At 61.0% G+C, this 23,543-nt stretch carries 22 protein-coding genes; 12 read left to right on the top strand and 10 right to left on the bottom strand.

Going from position 1 to position 23,543, the window contains the following annotated elements:
- The first annotated feature begins 161 nt into the window (after positions 1 to 161).
- The 8 genes from ABTW55_RS17795 to ABTW55_RS17760 all read left to right on the top strand — a co-directional run bounded on the left by ABTW55_RS17795 (position 162) and on the right by ABTW55_RS17760 (position 7,450).
- A complete protein-coding gene (locus ABTW55_RS17795) occupies positions 162 to 887 on the top strand; it encodes a hypothetical protein (RefSeq protein ID WP_060421824.1) in 726 nt (241 codons plus the stop codon).
- Positions 888 to 917: 30 nt separating this feature from the next.
- Positions 918 to 1,712 carry a hypothetical protein gene (locus tag ABTW55_RS17790; protein ID WP_060421827.1) on the top strand — a complete coding sequence of 265 codons (795 nt, stop codon included), beginning with the start codon at positions 918 to 920 and terminating at the stop codon, positions 1,710 to 1,712.
- 72 nt (positions 1,713 to 1,784) lie between these two features.
- Positions 1,785 to 3,122 carry a lipopolysaccharide biosynthesis protein gene (locus ABTW55_RS17785; RefSeq protein WP_033655209.1) on the top strand — a complete coding sequence of 446 codons (1,338 nt, stop codon included), beginning with the start codon at positions 1,785 to 1,787 and terminating at the stop codon, positions 3,120 to 3,122.
- Entirely contained in the window at positions 3,119 to 3,988 is an 870-nt protein-coding gene (locus ABTW55_RS17780; RefSeq protein ID WP_060421830.1) for a hypothetical protein, read from the top strand. The genes ABTW55_RS17785 and ABTW55_RS17780 overlap by 4 nt, the downstream gene beginning before the upstream one ends.
- Before the next feature lie 20 nt (positions 3,989 to 4,008).
- Complete coding sequence (locus ABTW55_RS17775) at positions 4,009 to 4,575, top strand: YtfJ family protein (protein ID WP_033635227.1); 567 nt, start codon at positions 4,009 to 4,011, stop codon at positions 4,573 to 4,575.
- Between the two features lie 28 nt (positions 4,576 to 4,603).
- Entirely contained in the window at positions 4,604 to 5,674 is a 1,071-nt protein-coding gene (lptF, locus tag ABTW55_RS17770) for an LPS export ABC transporter permease LptF (RefSeq protein ID WP_060421834.1), read from the top strand.
- Positions 5,671 to 6,750, top strand: coding sequence for an LPS export ABC transporter permease LptG (gene lptG / locus ABTW55_RS17765; protein WP_060421837.1), 1,080 nt, complete (start codon positions 5,671 to 5,673; stop codon positions 6,748 to 6,750). The genes lptF and lptG overlap by 4 nt, the downstream gene beginning before the upstream one ends.
- Positions 6,751 to 6,907: 157 nt before the next feature.
- The gene (locus ABTW55_RS17760; RefSeq protein ID WP_060421839.1) at positions 6,908 to 7,450 is read left to right on the top strand and encodes a DUF3916 domain-containing protein; all 543 of its coding nucleotides are present in this window, start codon (positions 6,908 to 6,910) and stop codon (positions 7,448 to 7,450) included.
- A 149-nt stretch (positions 7,451 to 7,599) separates the two neighbouring features.
- On the opposite strand, the gene ABTW55_RS17755 is transcribed toward ABTW55_RS17760, so the two are convergent.
- Complete coding sequence (locus ABTW55_RS17755) at positions 7,600 to 8,907, bottom strand: serine hydrolase (RefSeq protein ID WP_060421842.1); 1,308 nt, start codon at positions 8,905 to 8,907, stop codon at positions 7,600 to 7,602.
- Between the two features lie 107 nt (positions 8,908 to 9,014).
- Between ABTW55_RS17755 and ABTW55_RS17750 the strand changes: the two genes are divergently transcribed.
- Entirely contained in the window at positions 9,015 to 9,926 is a 912-nt protein-coding gene (locus ABTW55_RS17750; RefSeq protein ID WP_060421845.1) for a LysR family transcriptional regulator, read from the top strand.
- 309 nt (positions 9,927 to 10,235) lie between these two features.
- On the opposite strand, the gene ABTW55_RS17745 is transcribed toward ABTW55_RS17750, so the two are convergent.
- Entirely contained in the window at positions 10,236 to 11,048 is an 813-nt protein-coding gene (locus tag ABTW55_RS17745; RefSeq protein ID WP_072265029.1) for an abortive infection system antitoxin AbiGi family protein, read from the bottom strand.
- Between the two features lie 382 nt (positions 11,049 to 11,430).
- On the opposite strand from ABTW55_RS17745, the gene ABTW55_RS17740 reads away from it, so the two are divergent.
- A complete protein-coding gene (locus ABTW55_RS17740) occupies positions 11,431 to 12,435 on the top strand; it encodes a LacI family DNA-binding transcriptional regulator (RefSeq protein WP_043136352.1) in 1,005 nt (334 codons plus the stop codon).
- Positions 12,436 to 12,441: 6 nt separating this feature from the next.
- On the opposite strand, the gene araD is transcribed toward ABTW55_RS17740, so the two are convergent.
- The 8 genes from araD to ABTW55_RS17700 all read right to left on the bottom strand — a co-directional run bounded on the left by araD (position 12,442) and on the right by ABTW55_RS17700 (position 21,370).
- Complete coding sequence (gene araD, locus ABTW55_RS17735; RefSeq protein ID WP_033632583.1) at positions 12,442 to 13,134, bottom strand: L-ribulose-5-phosphate 4-epimerase; 693 nt, start codon at positions 13,132 to 13,134, stop codon at positions 12,442 to 12,444.
- Positions 13,128 to 13,997, bottom strand: coding sequence for an L-ribulose-5-phosphate 3-epimerase (locus ABTW55_RS17730; protein WP_060421848.1), 870 nt, complete (start codon positions 13,995 to 13,997; stop codon positions 13,128 to 13,130). The genes araD and ABTW55_RS17730 overlap by 7 nt, the downstream gene beginning before the upstream one ends.
- On the bottom strand, positions 13,984 to 15,471 hold the full coding sequence (locus ABTW55_RS17725) for an FGGY-family carbohydrate kinase (RefSeq protein WP_060421851.1): 1,488 nt from the start codon (positions 15,469 to 15,471) through the stop codon (positions 13,984 to 13,986). The genes ABTW55_RS17730 and ABTW55_RS17725 overlap by 14 nt, the downstream gene beginning before the upstream one ends.
- Before the next feature lie 8 nt (positions 15,472 to 15,479).
- Positions 15,480 to 16,469: an ABC transporter permease gene (locus ABTW55_RS17720; RefSeq protein ID WP_033655114.1), complete on the bottom strand. Its 990-nt coding sequence runs from the start codon at positions 16,467 to 16,469 to the stop codon at positions 15,480 to 15,482.
- Positions 16,466 to 17,956 (bottom strand): sugar ABC transporter ATP-binding protein, encoded by a 1,491-nt coding sequence (locus tag ABTW55_RS17715; RefSeq protein WP_033655112.1) that lies wholly within the window; start codon positions 17,954 to 17,956, stop codon positions 16,466 to 16,468. The genes ABTW55_RS17720 and ABTW55_RS17715 overlap by 4 nt, the downstream gene beginning before the upstream one ends.
- Positions 17,957 to 18,010: 54 nt before the next feature.
- Positions 18,011 to 18,928: an ABC transporter substrate-binding protein gene (locus tag ABTW55_RS17710; RefSeq protein ID WP_015378502.1), complete on the bottom strand. Its 918-nt coding sequence runs from the start codon at positions 18,926 to 18,928 to the stop codon at positions 18,011 to 18,013.
- Positions 18,929 to 19,063: 135 nt separating this feature from the next.
- Complete coding sequence (locus ABTW55_RS17705; protein WP_033655121.1) at positions 19,064 to 20,131, bottom strand: zinc-binding dehydrogenase; 1,068 nt, start codon at positions 20,129 to 20,131, stop codon at positions 19,064 to 19,066.
- A 285-nt stretch (positions 20,132 to 20,416) separates the two neighbouring features.
- On the bottom strand, positions 20,417 to 21,370 hold the full coding sequence (locus ABTW55_RS17700; RefSeq protein ID WP_060421856.1) for a LysR family transcriptional regulator: 954 nt from the start codon (positions 21,368 to 21,370) through the stop codon (positions 20,417 to 20,419).
- Positions 21,371 to 21,508: 138 nt separating this feature from the next.
- Here ABTW55_RS17700 and ABTW55_RS17695 point away from each other — a divergent pair, with 138 nt between their 5' ends.
- Positions 21,509 to 22,690 (top strand): M20 aminoacylase family protein, encoded by a 1,182-nt coding sequence (locus ABTW55_RS17695; protein ID WP_060421859.1) that lies wholly within the window; start codon positions 21,509 to 21,511, stop codon positions 22,688 to 22,690.
- Between the two features lie 22 nt (positions 22,691 to 22,712).
- Complete coding sequence (locus ABTW55_RS17690; protein WP_060421862.1) at positions 22,713 to 23,501, top strand: ABC transporter substrate-binding protein; 789 nt, start codon at positions 22,713 to 22,715, stop codon at positions 23,499 to 23,501.
- The last annotated feature ends 42 nt before the right edge of the window (positions 23,502 to 23,543 follow it).

Below are 23,543 nucleotides of genomic sequence, written 5' to 3'. Positions count from 1 at the left end.
AACAATTAGCACAAAATAACAAGAACGAACGCTATAAATATCAATTCAAATAACGAACAGGAATACCCATCTCATTATTTTATCGCGGCAAAGCACAATAAATATCTTGAACCCAAGGCGTATTGGAATACAATAGTTTTTTTCGCATTGGATCAATTATTGTGAGTCAGCAGATAAGACCTTCATCTGATCGCTCGCCCGTGCGCGTAATAGCGATAACCGGCTGTGACGGCTCGGGAAAATCCACGTTAGCCGCCCGCCTGGTCAACGCCTTATCGGCACAAGAACCTGCCGAACTGCTTTATCTCGGCCAGTCTTCCGGGCGCATCGGCGAATGGATCAGTTCGCTGCCGATTATTGGCGCCCCTTTCGGACGTTATTTATTGAAGAAGTCGGAGCGCGTGCATGAGCACCCTTCCACGCCGCCGGATAATGCCACGGCGCTGGTGATTTTTTTACTTTCCTATTGGCGCGTTTATAAATTCCGTCGCATGCTGAAGAAAAGCCGCAGCGGCGCATTGCTGATCACCGATCGTTATCCGCAGGCCGAAGTGGCGGGGTTTCGTTTCGATGGCCCACAGCTGGCTAAAACCGCCGGCGGCAATCGCTGGATCCGCTGGCTGAGAAAGCGCGAACAAAACCTCTACCAATGGATGGCGTCTTATCAGCCCTTATTATTAATTCGGCTGGATATTGACGAACAAACGGCCTATTCACGCAAACCCGATCACTCGCTGGCGGCGTTGCGTGAAAAGATCGCCGTCATCCCGCACCTGACGTTTAACGGCGCTAACATATTGGATTTAGACGGCCGCGAACCGGCCAATCGTATTTTCGACGAGTCTCTGCGCGCCGTTAAAATATCGCTGAGGGCCGCCAATGCCTAGCCGCCAAATAACCTTTTCGTACCGAAATAGATGAAAAAAAATAAACTCACCGCCGAACAGAATACCTCTTCCACCTGCATCACCGGGCTGATTGCCGTGGTGGGCAGCGACGGCACCGGCAAGTCCACGCTGACCGCCGATCTGGTCAAGAACCTGCAGCAGCATCGCCCCACGGAGCGGCGCTATTTGGGGCTGATCTCCGGCGAAGACGGCGACAAAATCAAGAAATTGCCGTTCATCGGCGTGTGGCTGGAACGGCGCCTGGCGGCCAAATCCGATAAAACCCAGCGCATGAGCAACAGGCCGCCGGCGCTGTGGGCGGCGCTGATCATGTACGGCTTTTCGCTGTGGCGCGCATCCAACCTGCGCAAGGTGCGGCGGCTGGCGCAGAGCGGCATGCTGGTGATCAGTGACCGTTACCCGCAGGCGGAAATTTCAGGTTTTTACTACGACGGGCCAGGCATCGGCGTGGAACGCGCAAAAGGCTGGCTATTGAGCCGCCTGGCGGCGCGCGAACGCCGTTTATATCAACGCATGGCCGTCTATCGGCCGGAGCTGATCATTCGCCTCGATATCGACGTCGATACGGCGTTTTCCCGCAAGCCCGATCACAGCTATGAAGAGCTGGAAGACAAGATTTCCGCCATGGTGCGCCTGCAGTACAACGGCGCGCGCATCATCGAGCTGGACGCCAGAGCCCCTTACGACGAGGTGCTGAGCAACGCGCTCAACGCCATTTCCGCCGTGGTGAACCCCGCGAAGCGCCCACAGAGCGACATCGGGCAACCCGGCGAAAACGCCGGCGAAGAAACTCAGGTTTATTAAACGCATACAGGGCAAGCGCATGACAGCGGAACACAAGATGCAGAAAAACAATGATAACGGCTGGTTTGGGTTATGAAACGGTGGTTTTCCGATGGCGCGTTTCGCTCCATTTTACGTAATGCCGCCTACTTAGGCTCCGGCAGCGTGGCCAGCGCGCTGCTCGGCCTGCTGGCGCTCTCCTGCGCCGGTAAAGGCATGTCGCCTGAAATGTTCGGCGTGCTGGTGGTGATCCAGGCCTATACCAAAGCGGTCAGCGATTTCATCAAATTCCAGACCTGGCAGTTTGTGGTGCAATTCGGCACCCCGGCGCTGGAGCATCAAAACACCGGGCGCTTCCGCGACGTCGTCGCCTTCTCCTTCGGGCTGGATATCGCCAGCGGCGTCATCGCCGTGCTGGGCGGCATGATCATGCTGCCGTTCTTGTCTCACGCCCTGGGGCTGGACAGCGAAAGTTTCTGGCTCGCCATGCTGTACTGCACCCTGATCCCGTCGATGACCTCGTCCACGCCGACCGGCGTGCTGCGCGCCTTCAACCGTTTCGATCTCATCGCCATCCAGCAGGCGATCAAGCCGTTCCTGCAGGCGGTGGGCAGCGTCATCTCCTATTATTTCGATCTGGGATTCCCCGGCTTTATCGTCACTTGGTACGCCTCTAACCTGATCGGCGGCACGCTGTTCTGGTGGTTCACCGCGCGCGAGCTGCGCCGCCGCGATATCCACGGCGCGCTGAGGCCACGGCTGTTCAACGTCGCGCGCCGTATCGAGGGCGCCTGGAACTTCGTCTGGACCACCAACATCGCCCATACCATCTGGGCCGCGCGCAACTCCTGCACCACCGTGCTGGTGGGCGTGGTGCTCGGGCCGGCCGCCGCCGGGCTGTTCAAGATCGCCATGACCTTCTTCGATGCGACGGGCACCCCGGCCAAGCTGCTGGAGAAAAGCTTCTATCCGGAGATCATGCGCCTGGATCCGCGCACCAAGACCCCGTGGCTGCTGGGCCTGCGCTCCTCGCTGCTGGCCGGCGGCATCGGTCTCGCCGTCGCGGTGTTGATGCTGCTGGTGGGTAAACCGCTCATTTCCGCGGTGTTCGGGCAGCAATACCTGGAAGCCTATGACCTGATTCAAATCATGCTGGGCGCGATCATCGTCTCCATGATGGGCTTCCCGCAGGAATCCTTACTGTTTATGGCAGGCAAGCAGCGCGCTTTCCTGATCGCGCAGGCGACGGCCTCGGCGGCCTACATTGCGCTGCTGGTGTCGATGGCGTATGCCTTCGGCGTGCAGGGTGCCGCCTTCGCTTATTTACTGGGGCAATGTTTAGACGTTCTGTTATCCCTGATACCGACGATCGGCGCCTACCGCAATCGCTTTATGTTGGGGCTGAATGCGCCCAAAGAGAGTAATCAATGACCGCTCACGATAATTGGAAGAAGTTCTCCGCCGAAACCACCCAGGCGCTGTTTGTCGCGGTGGAAGAAGACGACCTGGTTGAGGCGAATATCAGCCTGCCGCAGCAGATCGATCTGGAATGCTCCCCCGAGAGCATCCGGGACAACTACGCGCTGTGCCTGCAGTTTTGGGAAGACGGCTTTTCCCGCCGCGAGCTGCTGCAACTGGTGAACGGTTTCCTGCAAGACCCGCAGTTGGCAGCGCCCACCCGCATGCGCTACAAATATATCCGCGCCCGCTACAAGCACCTGCGCTTCGCCCAGCAGCTGTACGGCGCGCCCCACCGCGCCAACCGCCTGTTCCACACCACCACTGTGGTGCTCGGCCATTTTCAGGACGCGTTTCGCAACGGCAACCAGAAGAACCTGACGCTGTACGGCAACCTGCTGCGGCTGCTGCTCAGCAAGCCGGTATGGTCATATGTGCGCTATGCGCTGCGCCACACCCGGCTGGAAAGCGCACAGGGCTTTATCGCCTACCGCCAGGAGCAAATGCGCCAGCTGCAGACGCTGATCGCCAGCCCGGCGCTGACCGGGCACCAGTTCCACAACGTGCGCAAAATCGTCAGCCGCCAGGTGTCGTTTTACGACACGCTGAGATCGATCGACCCCGACAATCGCGAAGCCCGGCAGATCTCGCGCTTCCTGGCGGCGATTAACGGCCTGATGGGCGACCGGCACGACGTGATGGTGGCGGACAAACTGGCCGGCGGCGATATCTACGATCGGCCGGCGATCCTGGATATCGACATTCGCCAGCGCCTGGAGCTGCTGCTGGCGCGCTTTCCGCTGTCGTTTTCCCCGCCGGCCGTCGCGGCGGGCAGATAAGCGCGTAGCAAGGAGCCATGATGACGTTGCGTCGCTTGCTGATCTTCACGCTGCTGCTGTCGCCGCTGGCGGCATCCGCGCATAACTTCGTGCAGGGCCGGCCGGTGGCGCCGATCGCCATCGCCGATCGCGGCGAACTGCTGCTGCGCAACGGCGATTTCAGCTACCGGCCGTGGAACAGCGCAAAACTGGCGGGCAAAGTGCGGGTGATCCAATACATCGCCGGGCGCACCTCCGCCAAGAAGAAAAACTCGCTGCTGATCAACGCCGTCAAGGACGCGAACCTGCCGGGCGATCGCTTCCAGCCCACCACCATCGTCAACACCGACGACGCGATCCCGGGCTCCGGCTTTTTCGTGCGCGGCAAGATCGAGAAAAACAAGCGGAATTACCCCTGGGCGCAGTTCATCGTCGACAGCGACGGGCTGGGGCGCATGGCCTGGCGGCTGCCAGAGGAGAGCTCCACCATCGTGGTGCTGGACCAGGCCGGGCGCGTGCAGTGGGCGAAGGACGGCGCACTCACCCCGCAGGAAGTTGACCAGGTGATCGCCCTGCTGCGCGCGCTGATCGCGCGGGAGACGCCATGAAGCGCACGCCGCCGGGAGCCGATGACGCATGTCTTTGATCGAACGCTACATCACGGTTGAGATCCGCCGCCTGGTGATGATGATCGCCGGGTTTCTGATCTTTATGTTCGCCAGCTACTCCGCCCAGCGCTACCTGACCGACGCCGCCAACGGCACGCTGGCGCTGCGGGTGGTGGCCGACGTGGTGTTCTATAAGTCGCTGATCGCGCTGGAGATGATATTGCCCGTCGCGCTGTATGTCTCGGTGGCGGTGGCGCTGAGCCAGCTGTACAGCGATGCGGAGATCACCGCCATGCTGGCCGCCGGCGCCAGCCCGCTGCGGCTGTACAAGGCGGTGCTGATACTGGCCGTGCCGCTGGCGATAGCGGTCACGCTGCTGTCGCTGTATGGCAGGCCCTGGGCGTACGCCAATATTTATCAGCTGCAGCAAGAGTCGCAGTCGGTGCTGGACGTGAGCCACCTGCAGGCCGACAAATTCAACGTCAGCGGCAACGGCCGCATGATCCTCGCCAACCACGTCGACAAAACGGCCAACCACCTGACGGACGCCCTGATTTATGTGCGCGGCGGCCATCATACCAACCTGTACCGCGCGCAGTCGGTGGAGGTGCTCGACGCCTCCCCCGCCAGCCCCGCCGTGCGGCTGAAAACCGGCACCGCCTATGTGCTGGATCGCCAGGGCACCGACGACAACGGGCAGAATTACGACAACTTCGACATCGCGCTCAAACCGTTCGTACCCAGCGCCGAGAGCCGGCACAAATCGGCCTCGCCGGCGGAGCTGGCGCGCTCCGCCGATCCAGGGGACGCCGCCGAACTGCAATGGCGCGAAAGCCGCGGGCTGACCACCGTGCTGATGGTGCTGCTGGCGATCCCCTTTAGCCGCATCAAGCCGCGACAGGGGCGCTACGCCGCGCTGCTGCCCCTGACGGTGCTGTTTACCGCGATTTTCTATGGCGGCAACATTTGCCGCACGCTGGTCGCCAACGGCTCTGTGCCGACGATCCCCGGCGTTTGGCTGGTGCCGCTGGCGATGGCTGCCGGCATCGCCCTGCTGCTGGCGCGCGACTTATCCCTGCTGCGGAAACCCTCCCGATGACTATTTTTAGCCGTTACCTGATCCGCAACGTGTTCATCGGCTTCGCCGCCGCGGCCGGGCTGCTCATTCCGCTGTTCACCACCTTTACGCTGATCAACGAGCTGGAGGACGTGACCCCGGGCGGCTACCGCTGGCAGCAGGCGCTGCTGGTGACCGTGCTGACCCTGCCGCGCAGCCTGGTCGATCTGGGGCCGTTTATCGCGCTGCTCGGCGGCATCGTCGGGCTGGGGCAGCTATCTAAAACCCTGGAACTGACCGCGATCCGCTCCGCCGGGATGTCGATATTCCGCATCGCGCTGGTGATGCTCGCCGCCGGGCTGCTGATGAACCTCTCGCTCGGCGCCCTCGATGAATGGGCGGCCTCGCCGCTGCAGCAACGCGCGCTGCAGATGAAGAACAACGCCCTGGCGCAGTCGAACGATAACGACGTCACCGTGAACCCGCTGTGGGCGCGGCGCGGCAACGAGTTTGTGACAGTGAAGACCGTCGATGAGAACGACCAGCCCCACGGCATCGAGATCTTCCGTTATCAAGCCAACCGCGCGCTGGAATCTTATATCTACGCCGACAGCGCCAGCACCGCCGCCGACGGCAGCTGGCTGCTGCACAACGTGATGCTGAAAAGCTGGCAAGGCAGAAAAGAGACGATTGCGCGGCAAGATAGCCTGCTCTGGCGCTCGCTGTTCGCCGTGCCGAGCCTGAAAGAGCTGACCCTGCCGGCGGGCAGCTTCTCGCTGCAACAGCTGGAGCGCTATATCGATTACCTGCAGGGCTCGGGGCAGCCGAGCACCGAATACCGCCTGGCGCTGTGGAAAAAACTCGGCCAGCCCCTGCTGGTGCTGGCGATGATTTTGCTGGCCATCCCGTTTACCTTTACCGCCCCGCGCGCCCCCGGCATGGGCAGCCGATTAGCGCTCGGCGTGATCGTCGGGCTGCTGACCTACATCGCTTACCAGATCGTCCTCAACCTGGGGTTGCTGTTCGCCCTCAACGCGCCCTTCACCGCCCTCGCCCCGCCGCTTTTACTTCTGGCGCTGGCGTTAGTGCTGGTTTATCGGTTTGATCGGCGGGGTTAGTTAGCCTGGGAGCTAGATAGAGCGACCTGAGCTGACATTAAGCAGGGCGGCTGGTTGAAAACAGTGTAACTACATGGAGTTAAGAAATCTGAAACAGAAGCACACCAAATATGAGACGATGGCGTAAATTCATGAGTAGACACGGAAATTGCAGCACATGAGTAGACGCTTAAACAGAGATTACCGCACAAAAATAAGAAACATTCCCCGCCGTATGAAGGCACTTAAGCGTTGGTCTGAAACCTTCCATGATCCAGCACGAGCTGACTTTTCTGAGGACAGTCATTACTGGAATTACAAAATACCTGTAGAAATCAACCTGGTTGAAGGAAAGCACAGTAACAAAAAAATTAAGGCTGACTGTGCGCAGGCCTTGATAAATGCCTGTGCTAATTTGATGCTCGCAACAGCAGATTGCGACGACAACCCGCGAATTACTGCCGTCATCTGCCTCCCGGACATGTTTACCAGCGAAATCTGTTTGTACCATTCAGATGAGTACTTTCAGGGTTTTATTTCAGAAGACAGTTCTGACAATGGTTCATCGATAATTTTAAAAGAACGCAGCCTTGCTAAAGAATGGGGACTTATTCTTCCTGATGGCGTGCAAGAGTTAGGTGTTGCCATTGAATACCATGGCGGTGATGACCCCGATGAGTGGTTCACTGGCGAACGTTGGCATTATGGTCAACTACAATAATTCAGACATTCACTCTCCCATGCTTTAAGAAATGAGTCAGGAATATGTTTAGTTTAAAGTTTTGAATGGTGGGGATAAAGAGTAAGCAAAACAGGGTGATAGCGAGTAGCATTCAGATAAGCCCATCTGCAAAGATGGGCTTATCGACGTTAACGCAATTCCTTCGCTATCGCACTAAACATCAGCGATGCCTCCAGCGGTTGGGCGCTGAAAGAAGGCTCCGCCTGCGGCCAGGTGGACCACTGGACGATCACCAGATTCTCCGCCTGATTGACCATGATCATCTGGCCGAAGATCCCCAGCGCCCACAGGGAATGCTTGAGGGAAGCCTGCGGGGCGGGTTCCACGTTGGTCGCATTCACCGGCACTTCGTTGTTCCACCACTGGAAGCCGTAGATGCCGTTTGGATGCGCCGCCGACACCGACCCTGCCGCCCGCGTCCAGTGGGACGACTGGGCTACCCAATCAGCCGGCAAGATCTGTTTGCCGTTCGGCAACGTCCCGTTATGCAGAATAAATTCGCCGAAGCGCCCCCAGTCTTCCAGCGTGGCGTTAAAGCCGTGCGCGCCTACGTCGTGCAGACCTTTGACGTAAGCATGCCACACGCCGTCGCTCGCCATGCCGTAGGGCTGCCAGATGCTTTGCTCAAGATAAGCCGCCAGCGGCATGCCGGTGGCGCGCTCCAGCACGTCGCCCAGCAGCCACGCGCCGCCGGAGGAGTAAGACCAGTTCTGCCCGGCCGGATGCGCACGCTGCAAACCGGCTACCAGCTTGCGCACGCAGGCATAGGCGCCGGGCCTGGCTTCACACTCGGTCAGCTGCGCGAAGTCCGATTTCGGGTTGGTGTAATCCTCATTCCACGCCACGCCGGAGGCGTGAGTGATCAGCTGCCTGAGGGTCACGCCGTCCCACGCGGTGCCTTTCAGATCGGGTTCGTATTGCGTGATGAGATCGTCGAGCGAGCGGATCTTGCCCTGTTTAATCGCCACGCCCACCAGCGTGGCGACCACGGATTTGCCCACCGAACGCGACGTCCACAGGGTAGCGTCGGTATTACCCTCTCCCAGATATTTCCAGGCGATTTTGCCGTCTTTCAATACCAGCATGCCGCTGACGTTCTGGCGCTGCAGGTAATCCTGCAGGCTGTAGGTTTTGCCATTCACCCGATAGCTGGCATTCGTTAGCTGTTTAGCAGCAGTAAGCAGCGGCGCAGCGTTACCGTGGTGAAATACATCCCCCGCATAGTTGCGGTAGTCGTTACGAAAACCGATCACCCGGTCGCTCTGGCTCCAGGTGAGCATCTTGTGCGTGTCCGGCAATTGCGCATCGAAAGGCGCGGGACAGGCACCGAGTTCGGTGCCCGCACAGGCGGCCAGCGCGGCGGGCGCCAACAGGCCGCTGCAGAGACTGATGACAACGCCCGCCAGCAGGCTGCGGTTAAACACTTTGCTTTTCATATTTTTTCTCGCTTGGTTCAGGAAGGCGTTCAGCTTAAAAAAACGCGGCCTATAATAAAAAACGCCTGATGGGGGAAAATCCCCCGCAAAATCGACGGGAGAACCGCGTGCCGAGCCTGATTTATTCCTTTGCCCAACTGGAAGCCTTCACCGCCGTGGCCGAGCACGGCAGCCTGGCGAAAGCCGCGCTCAAGCTGGGCAAAGACCGCACGACGCTGCGCGATTTGATTGATTTTCTTGAGGATGGCTTGGGCTATGCGCTGTTCCTGCGCGAGGGGCGCAGCCTGCACCTGACGCCGGAAGGCGAACAACTGCAACGCCAGGCGCACCTGCTGATGCACCAGGTGAAAGCGTTTGAGGCGTTTGCCAAAGACGTGCCGAAGAGCGCGACGCAGGAAATTTCGCTGGTCTACGATCCCTTCACGCCCCGCGCGCTGCTGCAGGCACTGATTGCCACCATGGCCCAACGCAACACACGGCTGAGCCTGATTAACGCCTCGCGCGACGAAGCTGAAAGCCTGCTGGCAAACGGCCAGGCCGATCTGGGCATCTGCCAGGCACGCAACCGCAGCGTGGGCGACGCTATGGAGTGGCGCGCCTTAGGGGCGATAGCGATGGATTTTTATGCGTCTAAAGCGCTTTTTCCCGGTGCGGAACAGCCGCTCTCGCTGCTGGAACTTTCGCTAACACCGCAGGTGATTATGCACCCAGACTCTGACGAACCGGTGGCGCGCCGCCTGCAAATTTCGGGGCACACTATCTTCACCAACGAGCTGGAAATGCTGCGCGCCTTGCTCGAACAGGGCTGCGGCTGGGGATTCCTGCCGACGCACATGCATGCGGAACAGTGGAAAAACGTCAACACGCTGCGCACCGAAGTGGGCAGCCAGGGGATCAGCCAAACCATGGTGACCATCTGGAAGCCGGGCAATGACCGACGGGCGCTGATTGATGAGACGTTGGCGCTGTTGCCGGAGTTGTGGCGGGAGGTTGGGGGTGAAAAGTTGCTGCTAGATTAGCGGTGTTGTTATCGGTAGTCGATCGTGGGACTCATCGTCCGCGTTGCTTTTCGATTGTTCTTTAGCGTGGATTGCTGTTTTCTCCCAGTGAGTCCTTTACCGCCGTCGCTCCAGCGCTACTGGCGCTGGTTTATTGATTTGAATGGTGGCATTTGAAGGGCGGCTTTGAGCGAAAAGCGGACATTGCTAATAGCAGCCTATGTGAAACACAGAGAGCAGGTTAGCTTTAGCGTTAAACACAATAAGAGCACGATAAAGTATCAAAAAGGAAGCATTGCATAAATAATTTAAACCCAAACGGGGATTTAATTACATATCATTCGCTATCAATTCAGTTGAGAGAACCCTTGGAATCAAGCTACTTTTTGAACCATACTTTTCATGCAGAAAGTCCATCATCTTTTCAACATCACTTTCATGCTTTACAATGACATATTTAATATCTTTATGAGAAAATGGTAACCTGTCATTATCATAATATTCGTTATACTTTTCCTTGCCATCTTGAGTTGATATGTTTTTCGAAGCAGCAATTATTGGTTTTCCAATTGACTTTTCTATACCTGGAACAAATCGCCACTCCCTCTCATCTGCAAAAATATAGTTAGGCACCTCCGGGCGATTGCGTCGTTTCAAAGTTGCCTGGTAATTTTTCATGTATCGCAAAGGATCTACAGTTTTCTTGTAACTTAGAAGCGCCGAGTTATATTTCCGCTTTGCATTAGTTAATTGAGCTTTTGTACCTGAAGATTTCATTTCTTCTAAGTGCTTTAATAACTTATCAATCTCTGATTTTAAACTCCTAATCTCTAGATTATAATTATCGAAAACGGAAGAGTGCTTGGACATGTAAATTACTGGATTAAGCCCATTTTCGTTTGCCCAATCTTTAGATAATCCGATGCCATAATGTCCATAACTTTCAGTATGCTGGGTAAGCTGTGTTAGCCTGATATCGCAAAATGAAACCATCGGTATACCGAAATTTCTATTCGTGCTCTGGCCTTGTATAAATTCTCTAGCGAAAGAAATTCGAAAATCACTTGAGTCAAGTATCTCAAATAAGGTATCTAACTTTTCAGTAAAATGAAACAAGGTAGTTGGGTATAAGCTATGTGACATAATGATCATCCATAATGTTTGATGTATGAACTAAGCGCCAAAAATTAAGGTTATCAGTACTTTGCATACATCAGCAAGCGGAATTAGCGATAGTGACCTGCTCCTCGTTAATGAACACTAAGTGCTGTTAGCTACTTCCGTTTTTGGCACAAAGCAGTCATTGTTACCTAACGTCGACCATGAAACACACCTTACCAAATTCTCCGTCAACAAAATATAGCCACATAAAATGATTTAATTCGCAATTAATAAACCAACGACATTATTACATCTATTTTTATTCCATTATTTTCCCTCCCCCAACTCCCAACTCCCCCCTAGCACCGCCCTCGCCCTTTCCCTACAATAAGGGATCTGTTGAGGCATAACGCAAGGAAAGACGGTGTCGAAAGCCAATCCCAATGCCACTATCGTGGATATCGCCCGCCGCGCCAGGGTGACCAATATCACCGTTTCCCGCGCCTTCAATAAGCCCGAGCTGGTCAAGCCGGAAACCCGCGAGCGCATTCACGCCATCGCCAAAGAGCTGAACTATGTGCCCAACGCGTTCGCGCAGGGGCTGAAAAGCAGCAGCAGCCAGATTATCGGCATCGTCACCAGCAGCATGTACAACCCGTTCTATTCCGGCCTGATCAAGACCGTGTCGCGCATTGCGCGTCAGCAGGGCTACCAGATCATGCTATTCGACACCGACGGCAGCGAGGAGGCGGAAATGCGTGCCATTCAGGCGCTGTTCGGCTACAAGGCGCGGGGCATCCTGCTGTCGGCGGTGCGCGACGACAAGCGCTACCGCCCCGCCTATCTCGAGCTGGCCGAGGTGTACGGCGTGCCGCTGATCCTGATCGACCGCGATCTTTACGATCAGCAGCTGAGCGGCGTGTTCCTCGACAACCGCGAGATCGGCGTGCTGGCCGGGCGCTATCTGGCGGAGCAGCCGGAGCAGAAGCTGCTGATTATCGGCGGCCCGGCGGATTCGGAGATCACCTTAACGCGCACCGCCGGCATCGTCGCGGCGCTGCAGGGCAGCGGCCGTGAGATCCATATCATCAACGGCGACTATGATTTCACCTCGCAAGAGAGCGAGGTGCGCGCCTATCTGGCGCAGCCGGAGAACCGCCCGGATTACATCATCGGCCTGAACGGCATCATCACGCTGGGCGCCATCGCCATCTGCCACGAGATGGGGCTTTATGAGCAGGTGAAGTTCTTCTCGATAGACGAACCGCCGCGCGCCGGCGCTTACGGCCTGCATATTCCGGGGGTGTATCACGATACGCAAAAGCTGGGGGAGATCGCCGCGGAGCTGCTGTTCAGCGCCATTCACAGCCCGCGCGGCGAGCTGCCGGTGCGCAGAGAGTTCTTCACCGGCTCGCTGTTGAATCGCTGACGGGCGCTATTGCCCGTAGTAGGCGTGTTTGCCGTGCTTGCGCAGGAAATGTTTGTCCAATAGCTCCGGCTGCATCGGGGCGATGGCCGGCGCCAGCTGGCGTGTCGCCATCGCCATGATCGCCACCTCTTCCAGCACCACCGCATTGTGCACCGCATCCGCCGCGTCCTTGCCCCAGGCGAACGGGCCGTGGGAGTAGACCAGCACCCCCGGCACCTGCTGCGGATCGCGCCCCGCCTGATTGAAGGTCTCGATAATCACCTTGCCGGTTTCCCCCTCGTAATCCCCGGCGATCTCCGCCTCGCTCATCGGCCGGGTACAGGGAATGTCGCCGTAAAAGTAGTCGGCGTGGGTGGTGCCCAGCGCCGGGATCGGCTGCCCGGCCTGCGCCCAGATGGTGGCGTTGCGGCTGTGGGTGTGCACCACGCCGCCGATATCGGCGAAGGCGCGGTACAGCGCCAGGTGAGTGGCGGTGTCGGATGAGGGTTTGCGGTGCCCTTCGCGCACCTTGCCCTCCAGATCCACCACCACCAAATCCTCCAGCGTCATCGCCTCGTAGGCGATGCCCGAAGGCTTGATCACCACCAGCCCGCTCTGGCGGTCGATCGCCGAGACGTTGCCCCAGGTAAAGGTCACCAGCCCGTATGCCGGCAGGCTGAGGTTGGCGGCCAGCACCTGCCGCTTGAGTTCGTTCAGCATGCGATGCCTCCATCATTCATCTGTTGTTCGATCCAGGCCTTGGCCTGGGCAATGCGTTGCTTGTCCTGCCCGTCTTCGCGCGCCCACATCTCCAGCAGGTAGGGGCCGCGATAGCCGAGCGCGTTGAGCACGGCAAAGGCGTGGGCGAAATCCACGCAGCCCTCGCCGAACGGCACGTCGCGAAACTGCCCGGCGCTGCTCGGCCCCACCGCGACGGTGTCTTTGAGGTGCACGGCGGTGATGCTGCCGATGCCCAGCGCCAGCTCGGCGGCGACGTCGTTGCCCCAGGCGCTGAGGTTGCCGAGATCGGGATACACCGTGAACCACGGGCTGTTGACGTGGCGGGCGATGTCGCGCCATTTGCTGATGCTGTTGATGAACGGCGTGTCCATCACCTCCACCGACAGCATCACCTGCGCCCTGGCGGCCTGCGCCGCCGCCCACTGCATGCCCTCGATAAAGCGTTCGCGGCTGTGGCGATCGGCGGGTTCGTAATAGACGTCGTAGCCCGCCAGCTGGATGTTGCGGATGCCGAGATCCGTCGCCAGTTCCAGCGCCTTGCTCATCAGCACCCGCGCCCGCTCGCGGGTGGCGGCGTCGGCGCTGCCGAACGGATCGCGCCGGTGCGCCGACAGGCACAGGCTCGGCACCTTCACCCCGCTGTCGAGCCGCGCCTGGATAAACGCCAGCCGCTGGCGGCGATCCCAGTCCAGCCGCTGCTGGCGCGCCGGCTGTTCGTCGATCGACATCTCCACAAATTCAAAGCCCAGCTCGGCGGCGGTGGCCAGCCGCTGCGGCCAGCTCAGATCGGCGGGCAGCGCCTTTTCATACAGCCCCAGACAGGCGGCGTTAGTCGTTTGCATCAGTCACCTCACTCAAAGCCTGGGCGACCGCCAGATAGCGCGCCTGCTGGGCGCGCAGGCGCCGGTGGGCGGCGGTCGCGGGATAATAACAGCGCAGCTTGGGCGGCGCGGCGGCGATCGCTTCGGCGAACCCGGCGTACTCCCCGGCGCCGACGGCGGCGCACAGGGCGGCGGCGCGGCAGCCGCTTTGGCGGGTTTCCACCACCTCAAGCGGCAGGTTGCCGGCGTCGGCGTACATCTGCATCCACACCTCGGACTGCGTCGGCCCGCCGGTCATGCGCACCCGTTCGATGCGCGGGTTCAGTTGCACCATGCGCTCCTGATGGATCAGGTGCGAGAACACGATGCCCTGGTAGATCGCCTGCACTACGTCCGCCATCTCGTGGTGGGCGCTCAGGCCGATCAGCCCGCCCGGCGTGTTGCCGCCGAGGTTGGAGCCGTACAGATAAGGCAGGAACAGCAGCCCGCTGGGCTGCTCGCGGCGCTCGGCCACCCAGGCGTTGAACTGGGCGTAGCGCTGCCGATCGTCGGCGCAGAACTGGCGCAGGAACCAGGCCAGGTTGCCGGCCGAGGTCGGGCTGCCTTCGTGCACGAAATAGCGGCCGTCGATGCAGTAGCGCCCCCAGGCGTAAGGATAATCGGCGGGCATGATGCGCTCGGTCACGCAGGTGGCGATCGACCAGGTGCCCGCCACCGCGCTGAGCGTGCGGTCGTCCGCCACGCCGGAGCTGAGCGCCGCGCCCACCACGTCGAACAGGCCGCCGTACACCGCGGTGCCCGCGCGCAGGCCGCATTGCGCCGCCGCCGCGGCCGTCACCCGCCCGGCCAGCTGCGCCGAGCCTATCACTGGCGCGGTTTTCTCCTGCGCCTCTTCGATGCCGAAGGCCGCCATCAGCGCCGGATCGTAAGCGCCGCTGTGCTGATTGAACAGGTTGCTGCCGGAGATGTTGGTCACTTCGGCCGCCGCCTCGCCGGTGAGGCGAAAGCGCAGGTAGTCGTGCGCCATCAGGATGCGATCGACGGCGGCGTACTGCGCCGGTTGCCGCTGCTTCAGCCAGCGCAGCAGCAGCGCCGGGTGGCTGGGCCACAGCGGCTGCAGGCTGCGCGGGTAGGTCTGCGCGTCCACGCCGGCGCGGCGCAGCTCAGCCGCCGTGGCCGCCGCGCGGTTGTCCGAAGAGAGGATGCCGTTGCCGACCGGCTTGCCGTTGCGGTCGATGGCGTACAGCCCTTTGCCGTGCGCCGAAAAGCTGACGCCGCGCACCTGCCCGGCCTCCAGCCCCGCCGCGTGCAGCGTCTGGCGGATCGCCGCGCAAACGTCATCCCACAGCGCGTCCATATTGCGTTCGCTGAAGCCCGGCTGGGCGGCAATCGCCGCGCCGTCGCGCTCGGCGATCGCCAGCTCTTCGCCGCTTGCCCGGTACAGCCCGGCCTTGATCACCGTGCCGCCGACGTCTATGCCAAGAAAGACTGACATCGCGCCTCCTATTTGCGCCGCACGGAGCTGAGGTAGATGGCGGCCAGGATGATGCCGCCCTTCACCACGTTCTGGATATACGGCGACACGTTCATCAGATTGAGGCCGTTGTTGAGCACCCCGAGCATCATCGCCCCCACCAGCGTGCCGACGATGGCGCCGCGCCCGCCGGAGATCGCCGCCCCGCCCAGCACCACCGCGGCGATGGCGTCCAGCTCGAAGCCTTCGCCGGCGTTGGGCTGCCCGCTCATCAGGCGCGAGGTCAGCACCAGCCCGGCCAGCGCGGCGGTCAGGCCGCTGATCACGTACACCAGCATCTTGTAGCGCGGCACGCGGATGCCGCTCAGCCGCGCCGCCTCTTCGTTGCCGCCCATCGCATAGACGTAGCGGCCGAACGGCAGTTGGTTGAGCATCAGCCAGGCCAGCACGTACACGCCGAGCATGATCAGGATCGGCACCTGGATGCCCAGCACCGTGCCGCGGCCGAAGAAGGAGAAGACGTCGGGCAGGCCGGAGATCGGGTAACCGCCGGTATAGAGCAGCGCCAGGCCGCGGGCGATGCCCATCGACGCCAGGGTGACGATGATCGGCGGCATGCGCAGATAGGCGATGCAGGCGCCGTTGGCCAAGCCGAACAGCGCGCCGACCGCCAGCGCCGCCACCATCGCCAGCGGGATCGGCACCGCCGCCAGCATCAGCCCGGCGGCGACCGAACCGGCCAGCGCCATCACCGGCCCCACCGAGAGATCGATGCCGCCGGTCAGGATGGCGCAGGTCATGCCCACCGCGATGATGGCATTGATAGACACCTGGCGCGCCACGTTGGTCAGGTTGTTGACGCTTAGGAAGCTGTCGTTCAGCAGGCTCATCAATACGAACAAGATTACGAAGCCGATAAACGGCAAGACCGCCGGGTGATGCAGCAGTTTTTCCCAGCGCTTGCCGAGGCTGGGGCCGGCGGCGCGGCGCGCCACGGCGGGTTGTTCAATTCCGATCATAAGGCACTCCCGGTCGCGTGAAGCATGATGTGGTTGGATTCGATGTCGTCGCCGGTCAGCTCGGCGACGATGTGGCCGCCGCGAAACACCAGCACGCGGTCACACACGCCGATGATCTCCGGCAGTTCGGAGGAAATCATGATGATGGAGATGCCCTGCTGGGTCAGTTGCTGCATCAGCTGGTAGATCTCGGCCTTGGCGCCCACGTCGATGCCGCGCGTCGGTTCGTCGAAAATCAGGATGTTGCAGTCGTTGTTGAGCCAGCGGGCGATCACCACCTTCTGCTGGTTGCCGCCGCTCAGGGTGCTGACGGCGGTCTCGGCGTCCGGGGTTTTCACCCCCACGGCGCGGATCAGCCGCTGCACCACGTCGCGATCCTTGCGGGCGCTGACGAAGATCTTGCCGCGCCGGTGGTGCCGGTTGAGGGTGATGTTCTGCGCCACCGAGAACGGCAGCACCAGGCCCTCGGTTTTGCGGCTCTCCGGCAGCAGGCCGATGCCCTGCGCCAGCGCCTGCGCCGGGGAGCGCAGCGCCGCCGGTTGGCCGCCGAGGCTGACGCGTTTGCGGTGGCAGCGGCTGGCGCCGATCAGCGCCGAGACGGTCTCGGTGCGCCCGGAGCCCACCAGCCCGGCGAAGCCGAGGATCTCGCCCTTGTGCAGGTGGAAGCGGTCGGTCGCGCCGTGCTTCTCGCGCTGGATCTCCGCTTCCAGCAGCACCGTCGCGGTATCGACCGGGTGCTGTTTCACCGGGAAGGCGTTCTCGATTTTGCGCCCGACCATCAGCCGCACCAGCTCTTCCACGTTGGTGTCGCCGGTAGCCAGCGTTTCGATGTAAGCACCGTCGCGCAGCACGGTGATGCGATCGCAGATGGTGAAGATCTCGTCCAGGTGGTGCGAGATAAACACCATGCCGACGCCCAGCAGCCGCAGATCGTTCATCACGCTGAACAGGTGCTCGGCCTCGCCCGGCGTCAACGTGGCGGTCGGCTCATCCAGCACCAGCACCCGTGCCTCCAGCGACAGTGCCTTGGCGATCTCAACGAACTGCTGCTGCGCCACGCTCAGCTGCTCCACCGGGCAATCGAGATCGATAGCCACCGTCAGCCGCTTGAAGATCGCCTCGGCCTTGCGCCGCATCGCCCGCCGATCCAGCAGGCCCCAGCGGTTCCTGATCTCCCGGTTGAGGAAGATGTTGTCGATGGCGCTCATGTAGGGAATCAACGAGAATTCCTGAAAAATAATGCCGACGCCGGCCTCGATCGCCTGGCGATAGTTGTTAAAGCGGCGCTGCTCGCCGTCGATAAAAATATCGCCCTCGTCCGGCTGATAGATGCCGCACATGATTTTCACCAGCGTCGATTTGCCGGCGCCGTTTTCGCCCAGCAGGGCGTGCACTTCGCCGCGTTGAATGGCCAGATCGATGCCGTCCAGCGCCTTCACGCCGGGAAAGCTCTTCTTTATTCGCTTCAGTTCCAGTAAAGGTGTCACCGCATTGCCCTCCGCGCCGAACGCCCCGCCGCAGCGGGGCAAACCTGGCCGCTGTTACCAGCTAAAGCCGGCCGCATTGCTGCGGTCGATCAGCTTCACTTTCACCGGCACGGTTTTCGGCACCGTGGCGCCCCAGTAGCGGGCCAGCGCAATGCCGAGCGCGATGCGCAGCTGGTCGCGCGGGAACTGCGCCGAGGTGGCGATGAACGGCGAGTTCGGCTTGAGGATCTCTTTGATGGCTTCCGGCTGGCCGTCTACACTCACCAGCTTGACCTTGGCGCCGTTGCTTTCGATCGCCGCCAGGGCGCCGAGCGCGCCGACGTCGTTGACGCTGAAGATGCCCGCCAGATCCGGCGCCGACTGCAGCATGTTTTCGGTCACGGTCAGCGCGGTGTCGCGCTCCTGCTTGCCGTTTTGCTTGGTGACAATCTTGATGTCGGGGTATTTCTTCATCGCAGCTTCAAAGCCGCGCACGCGCTCCAGGATCGGCACCACCGGGATGCCGTCGAGGATCGCCACCTTGCCTTTGCCGCCCAGCGCTTTCGCCAGGTATTCACCCGCCTGGAAGCCGGCGTCGTAGTTTTCCGAGCCGACGAACGAGTCCAGCGGCCCTTCCGCCTGCGCGTCGATCGCTACCACCACCGCGCCGGCCTTATGGGCGGAGATCACCGCCGACTGCACCCCCACCGAATCGGTCGGATTGATCAGCAGGATGTCCACCTTCTTCTGCAGCATGTCTTCCACGTCGCCGATTTGTTTGGCAACGTCATGGCGCGCATCGGCCACGTACACCTTGGCGCCGATATCCGCCGCCGCCTGATCCAGCGCCTGCTTCATGGTGACGAAGTAGTCGTTGTTCATTTCCTGGAACGACATACCGATAGTGATTTGCTTGGCCAGCGCCCCATGGCTGGCCGCCAACATTCCACCGGCGACGATAAAAGGCAGGGTCTTTTTGAATAATGAAAACATAGCCAATTCTCCTGTAGGGAAGCTTCTTGTTGTGGTTATCAGAGCAACAGCATGTCTTTACGTTTGGCCGACCGGCCGGCCCCCCATTGCGAGCGGGCCGGCGATCGTGACTGCAACAGCGGTACAGCGGGAGGGTCAGGGAACCAGGATCACCTTGATGGAGTCGGTCGAGTCCGCCAGGGCGAAGGCTTCGTCCCAGTCGTTCAATGCATAGCTGTGGGTAACCACGCCATTGGAGGTCACCAGCCCGCGCTCGAACAGATCGATGGCGATTTCGTAGCTGTAGGGCGCCAGGTGCGCGCCGCGAATGTCCAGCTCTTTGCGATCGCCGATGATCGACCAATCGACGGTGGTTTCCTTGCCGAACACGCTGAACTCCACGAAGCGGCCCAGCTTGCGGATCATCTGCAGCCCCTGGGTGACGCCGATCGGCGCGCCGGTGGCCTCGATGTAGACGTCGCAGCCGTAGCCGCCGGTCAGCGATTTGACGATCTGGTCGGCGTCTTCCTTCAGCGGGTTGATCACCACGTCGGCGCCGAACTCCTTCGCCAGCGCCAGCCGCTCGTCGATGGCGTCGATCACGATCAGTTTCTTCGGCGTCTTCAGGCGCGCCACCTGCACCATGCACAGCCCGAGCGGCCCGGCGCCGGCCAGCACCACCACGTCGTCCAGCTGGATGTCGCCGCGCGCCACGGTGTGGATGGCGCAGGCCATCGGCTCAATCAATACCGCATCTTCATGGCTCAGGCTTTCCGGGATCTTGTGCACGATGGCGTTTTCGGAAAAGCGCATGTACTCCGCCATGCCGCCCTCCGCCACGTCTTTTTGGAAACCGTAAATGTTATGCGTCTCACACATCCAGTAACTGCCGGATTTGCAGTAGCGGCACTCCCAGCACGGCACGATCTGCTCGGCGATCACCCGCTCGCCGAGCTGGTATTTGCCTTCCGCGCCCTCGCCCAGCGCGGCGATGCGGCCGTAGAACTCGTGCCCCGGCACCACCGGCGGTTTGACCCACGGGTTTTCCCCCCAAAACATCTGCGCGCCGTTCTTGCACTTGCAGTCGCCGGCGCAGATGCCGCAGCCTTCCACCTTGATCACCAGCTCGCGCGCCTTCGGCAACGGCGTGGGCACCTGTTCGAAACGATAATCCTGCGGGCCGTGGCAAACGACCGCGCGCATTTTTTCCGGCAACTGGCTCATCTCTTCCTCCAATACACTCGTTAAACGCTTGAATTTTCTTAATGTTGACGTTGTCATTTTTATCCAACAAAAAACCACAAACGTTATAAAGTGATAAATTTCAATTGATTAATCATCAAACACCCAAGAAAACTCAAAATGACAACGTGAACATAGAGCGACATATAACCAAAGCTGCAAAAATAATTATTTGAGCAAAATCACATATCGTTAACATCGCGGCTAAAAATGCTACAAATGCGGATCGCGATCCCATTTGCGGGATCGGCGATCCGGGGAGATCCGCTACATCAGCAGGCGCACGCGATCGTAGATCTGACGATCTTCCGGCCGCGACGATCGCGCCTGCTGGCGCAGGGTGCGCACCAGCGTGTCGATAAACGCATGGGCGGCGGCGCTCAGAATGCTGTTGCGCCGGGTGACGATATTCAGCTGCGCCGGCCGGCAGCTCTCCCGCAGCGCCAGCGGCTGCACACGGGAGGCGAACTGCGGCAGCGCGACGATCGGCCGCGGGCACCAGGTGCACATCTCGGCGGACTCCACCAGCGCCTGCAGCATGCCGAACGAATGCGCCTGGATAATGCGCTGGCGCGGCAGGCGCGCGCCGTGGCGGTGAAACACCTCGTCGAGCAGCGCATCGAAACTTTCCGAGGTATAGCTCATCACCCAATCCTGCTCCAGCAGCTGATGCAGCGAGGTACTGTGCGCCAGCGGGTGGCCGCGCCGCACCATGTACGCCGTTTCATACTCCAGCAGCGGCTCACAGTGGAACTCCTGTGGCGCCGACGACGCCGGCAGCGGCGTGATGGCGAAATCCATCGTGCCCTCGCGCAGCTGCGACTGGGCGTTGGCCATCAGGCTTTCCGACAGTTCCAGCCGCACCGCCGGCACCTTGCTGCGAAACGCCATCACCGCCGGCGGCAGCACCGTCAGCATCAGCCAGGGGGTGATCGCCGCCTTGACCAGATCCGCCGCCCGCCCGCGCAGCGCCGCCATTTCCCCCTGCGCCTGCTCCAGCTGGTTCAGCACCAGCCGGGCGTGCGCCAGCAGGGTTTTGCCGTAGGGGGTAAAGCCCAGCCCGGTCGGCGTGCGGATCAGCAGCGGCAGCGCCTGTTCCTGCTCCAGTTCGCGCAGCGCGCGGGTCACCGCCGCCTGCGACAGCCCCAGATGTCGCGCCGCCGCACGAATGCTGCCGCTGTCGGCGCTGGCCACCAGCGCCTGCAGTTGGTGCAATTTCATGTTCACCTCCTGACAATCATAGGTTGTCAGCATAACCGAACGGCGGCTACCCGGCAAAAACGGAGTTTGCTAGTCTCGATGCCTACCCCTCTGCCCCATTCCCCGCCCGTTGGCCGGGACCCTTTGCCGGAGACCGTGATGAGCCCTTCACTCGTACTGCCTGAGATCGCCGCCGTTCATGATGAGATGGTCGCGCTTCGCCGCCACATTCACGCCCACCCGGAGCTGGGATTTAAGGAGTTCGCGACGTCGGATCTGGTGGCGCAGCGTCTGGAGGAGTGGGGTTACCGCGTCACGCGCGGCATAGGACAAACCGGCGTTGTCGCCACATTGCAGCGCGGGCCGGGAAAATCGCTCGGCATCCGCGCCGACATGGACGCCCTGCCGATCGCCGAAACCACCGGCTTGCCGCATGCCAGCACCCATGCCGGGGTGATGCACGCCTGCGGCCACGACGGGCACACCGCCATGCTGCTGGCGGCGGCGCGCTGTCTGGCGCGGCAGCCCAACTTCAGCGGCACGCTGCACCTGATCTTTCAGCCGGCGGAAGAAGGCGGCGGCGGCGCCAGAGTGATGATTGAAGACGGCCTGTTTGAGCGCTTCCCCTGCGACGCGGTGTTCGCCATGCACAACGTGCCCGGCTTCCCCACCGGCCACCTGGGCTTCGCCAGCGGCCCCTTGATGTGCTCGGCCGATACGGTGCACATCACCCTGCACGGCCACGGCGGCCACGGCGCGGTGCCGCAAAGCACCGTCGATCCGGTGGTGGCCTGCGCGGCCATCGTCATGAGCCTGCAAACCATCGTGGCGCGCAATATCGATCCGCAGGAAACGGCGATCGTCACCGTGGGAGCGATGCAGGCCGGCCAGGCCGCCAACGTAATCCCGGCGACCGCCACCCTGACGCTCAGCGTGCGCGCGCTGACGGCGGTGGTGCGCGCGCGGCTGGAACAGCGCATCACCGAGCTGGTCACGGCGCAGGCCGCCAGCTTCGGCGCCCGCGCGGAGATCGACTACCAGCACGGCTACCCGGTGTTGGTGAACCACCCGGCAGAAACCGAGCTGGCGCGCGCGGTGGCGCTGGACTGGGCCGGAGAGAGCCAGGTTATCCCCACGCTGCGGCCGTTTACCGCCAGCGAAGATTTCGCCTTTATGCTGGAGAAGTGCCCAGGCAGCTACATCTCGATCGGCAACGGCCCCGCCACGCCGGGCAATTCCCTGCACAACCCCGGCTATGACTTCAATGACGACAACCTGTCGGTAGGCGCCACCTACTGGGTCAAATTGGTCGAGCGCTTTTTGGCTCGCCCCACTGTTTAATCGCCAACGCTGAGGAAATGACATGAAAATCATCAAAGGGCTGTTGTTGTTGCTGCCGCTGGCCGCGAGCTTTCCCGCGCTGAGCGGCGAATTCAGCGGCAAGGTGATCAAGCTGGGCATCGATCCCACCTTTCCGCCGCTGGAATATAAAAACCCGCAGGGCAAGCTGACCGGCTTCGGCGTCGATATCGCCCAGGCGCTGTGCGACCAGATGCAGGCCAAATGCGTGTGGGTGGAAAGCAGCTGGGACGGCATGATCCCCGGCCTGCAGGCGAAGAAATTTGATGCCATCGCCTCGTCGATGACCATCACACCGCAGCGCCAGCAGCAGATCGCCTTCTCCAGCAAAGTCTCCAACGCCCCGGCGCGGCTGGTGGCGCATAAGGGCAGCAGCCTGCAGCCTACCGCCGCCTCGCTGAAGGGCAAATCGGTCGGCGTGCAGCAAGGCTCCAGCCAGGAGGCCTATGCCAACGCGCTGTGGCGCCCGGCCGGCGTTAACGTGGTCGCCTACCAAAGCCAGCAGGAGGTGAACGAAGATCTGGCCAACGGCCGTCTGGATGCGTCGCTGCTGGCCAGCGTCAGCGCCAGCGAGTTCTTCAAAACGCCCGGCGGCAAAGATTTCGCCTTTATCGGCGCCGAACTGAACGACAGCAAATACTTCGGCGTCGGCGACGGCATCGGAGTGCGCAAAGAGGATACCGCGCTGCTGAACGCCTTCAACACCGCGTTGCAGGCGATCCGCGCCAACGGCACTTACAAGAAAATCAACGACAAGTATTTCGACTTCGACATGTACGGTGCGAAGCAGTAACCAGCGTTCCCCGGCGGTCACCTGCAGATCCTGCAGGATGGG

The sequence above is a fragment of the Serratia sp. SM04 genome, assembly GCF_040280225.1.
In the GTDB taxonomy this organism is placed as follows: domain Bacteria; phylum Pseudomonadota; class Gammaproteobacteria; order Enterobacterales; family Enterobacteriaceae; genus Serratia; species Serratia sarumanii.
This window is presented reverse-complemented; position numbering and strand designations above follow the sequence as displayed.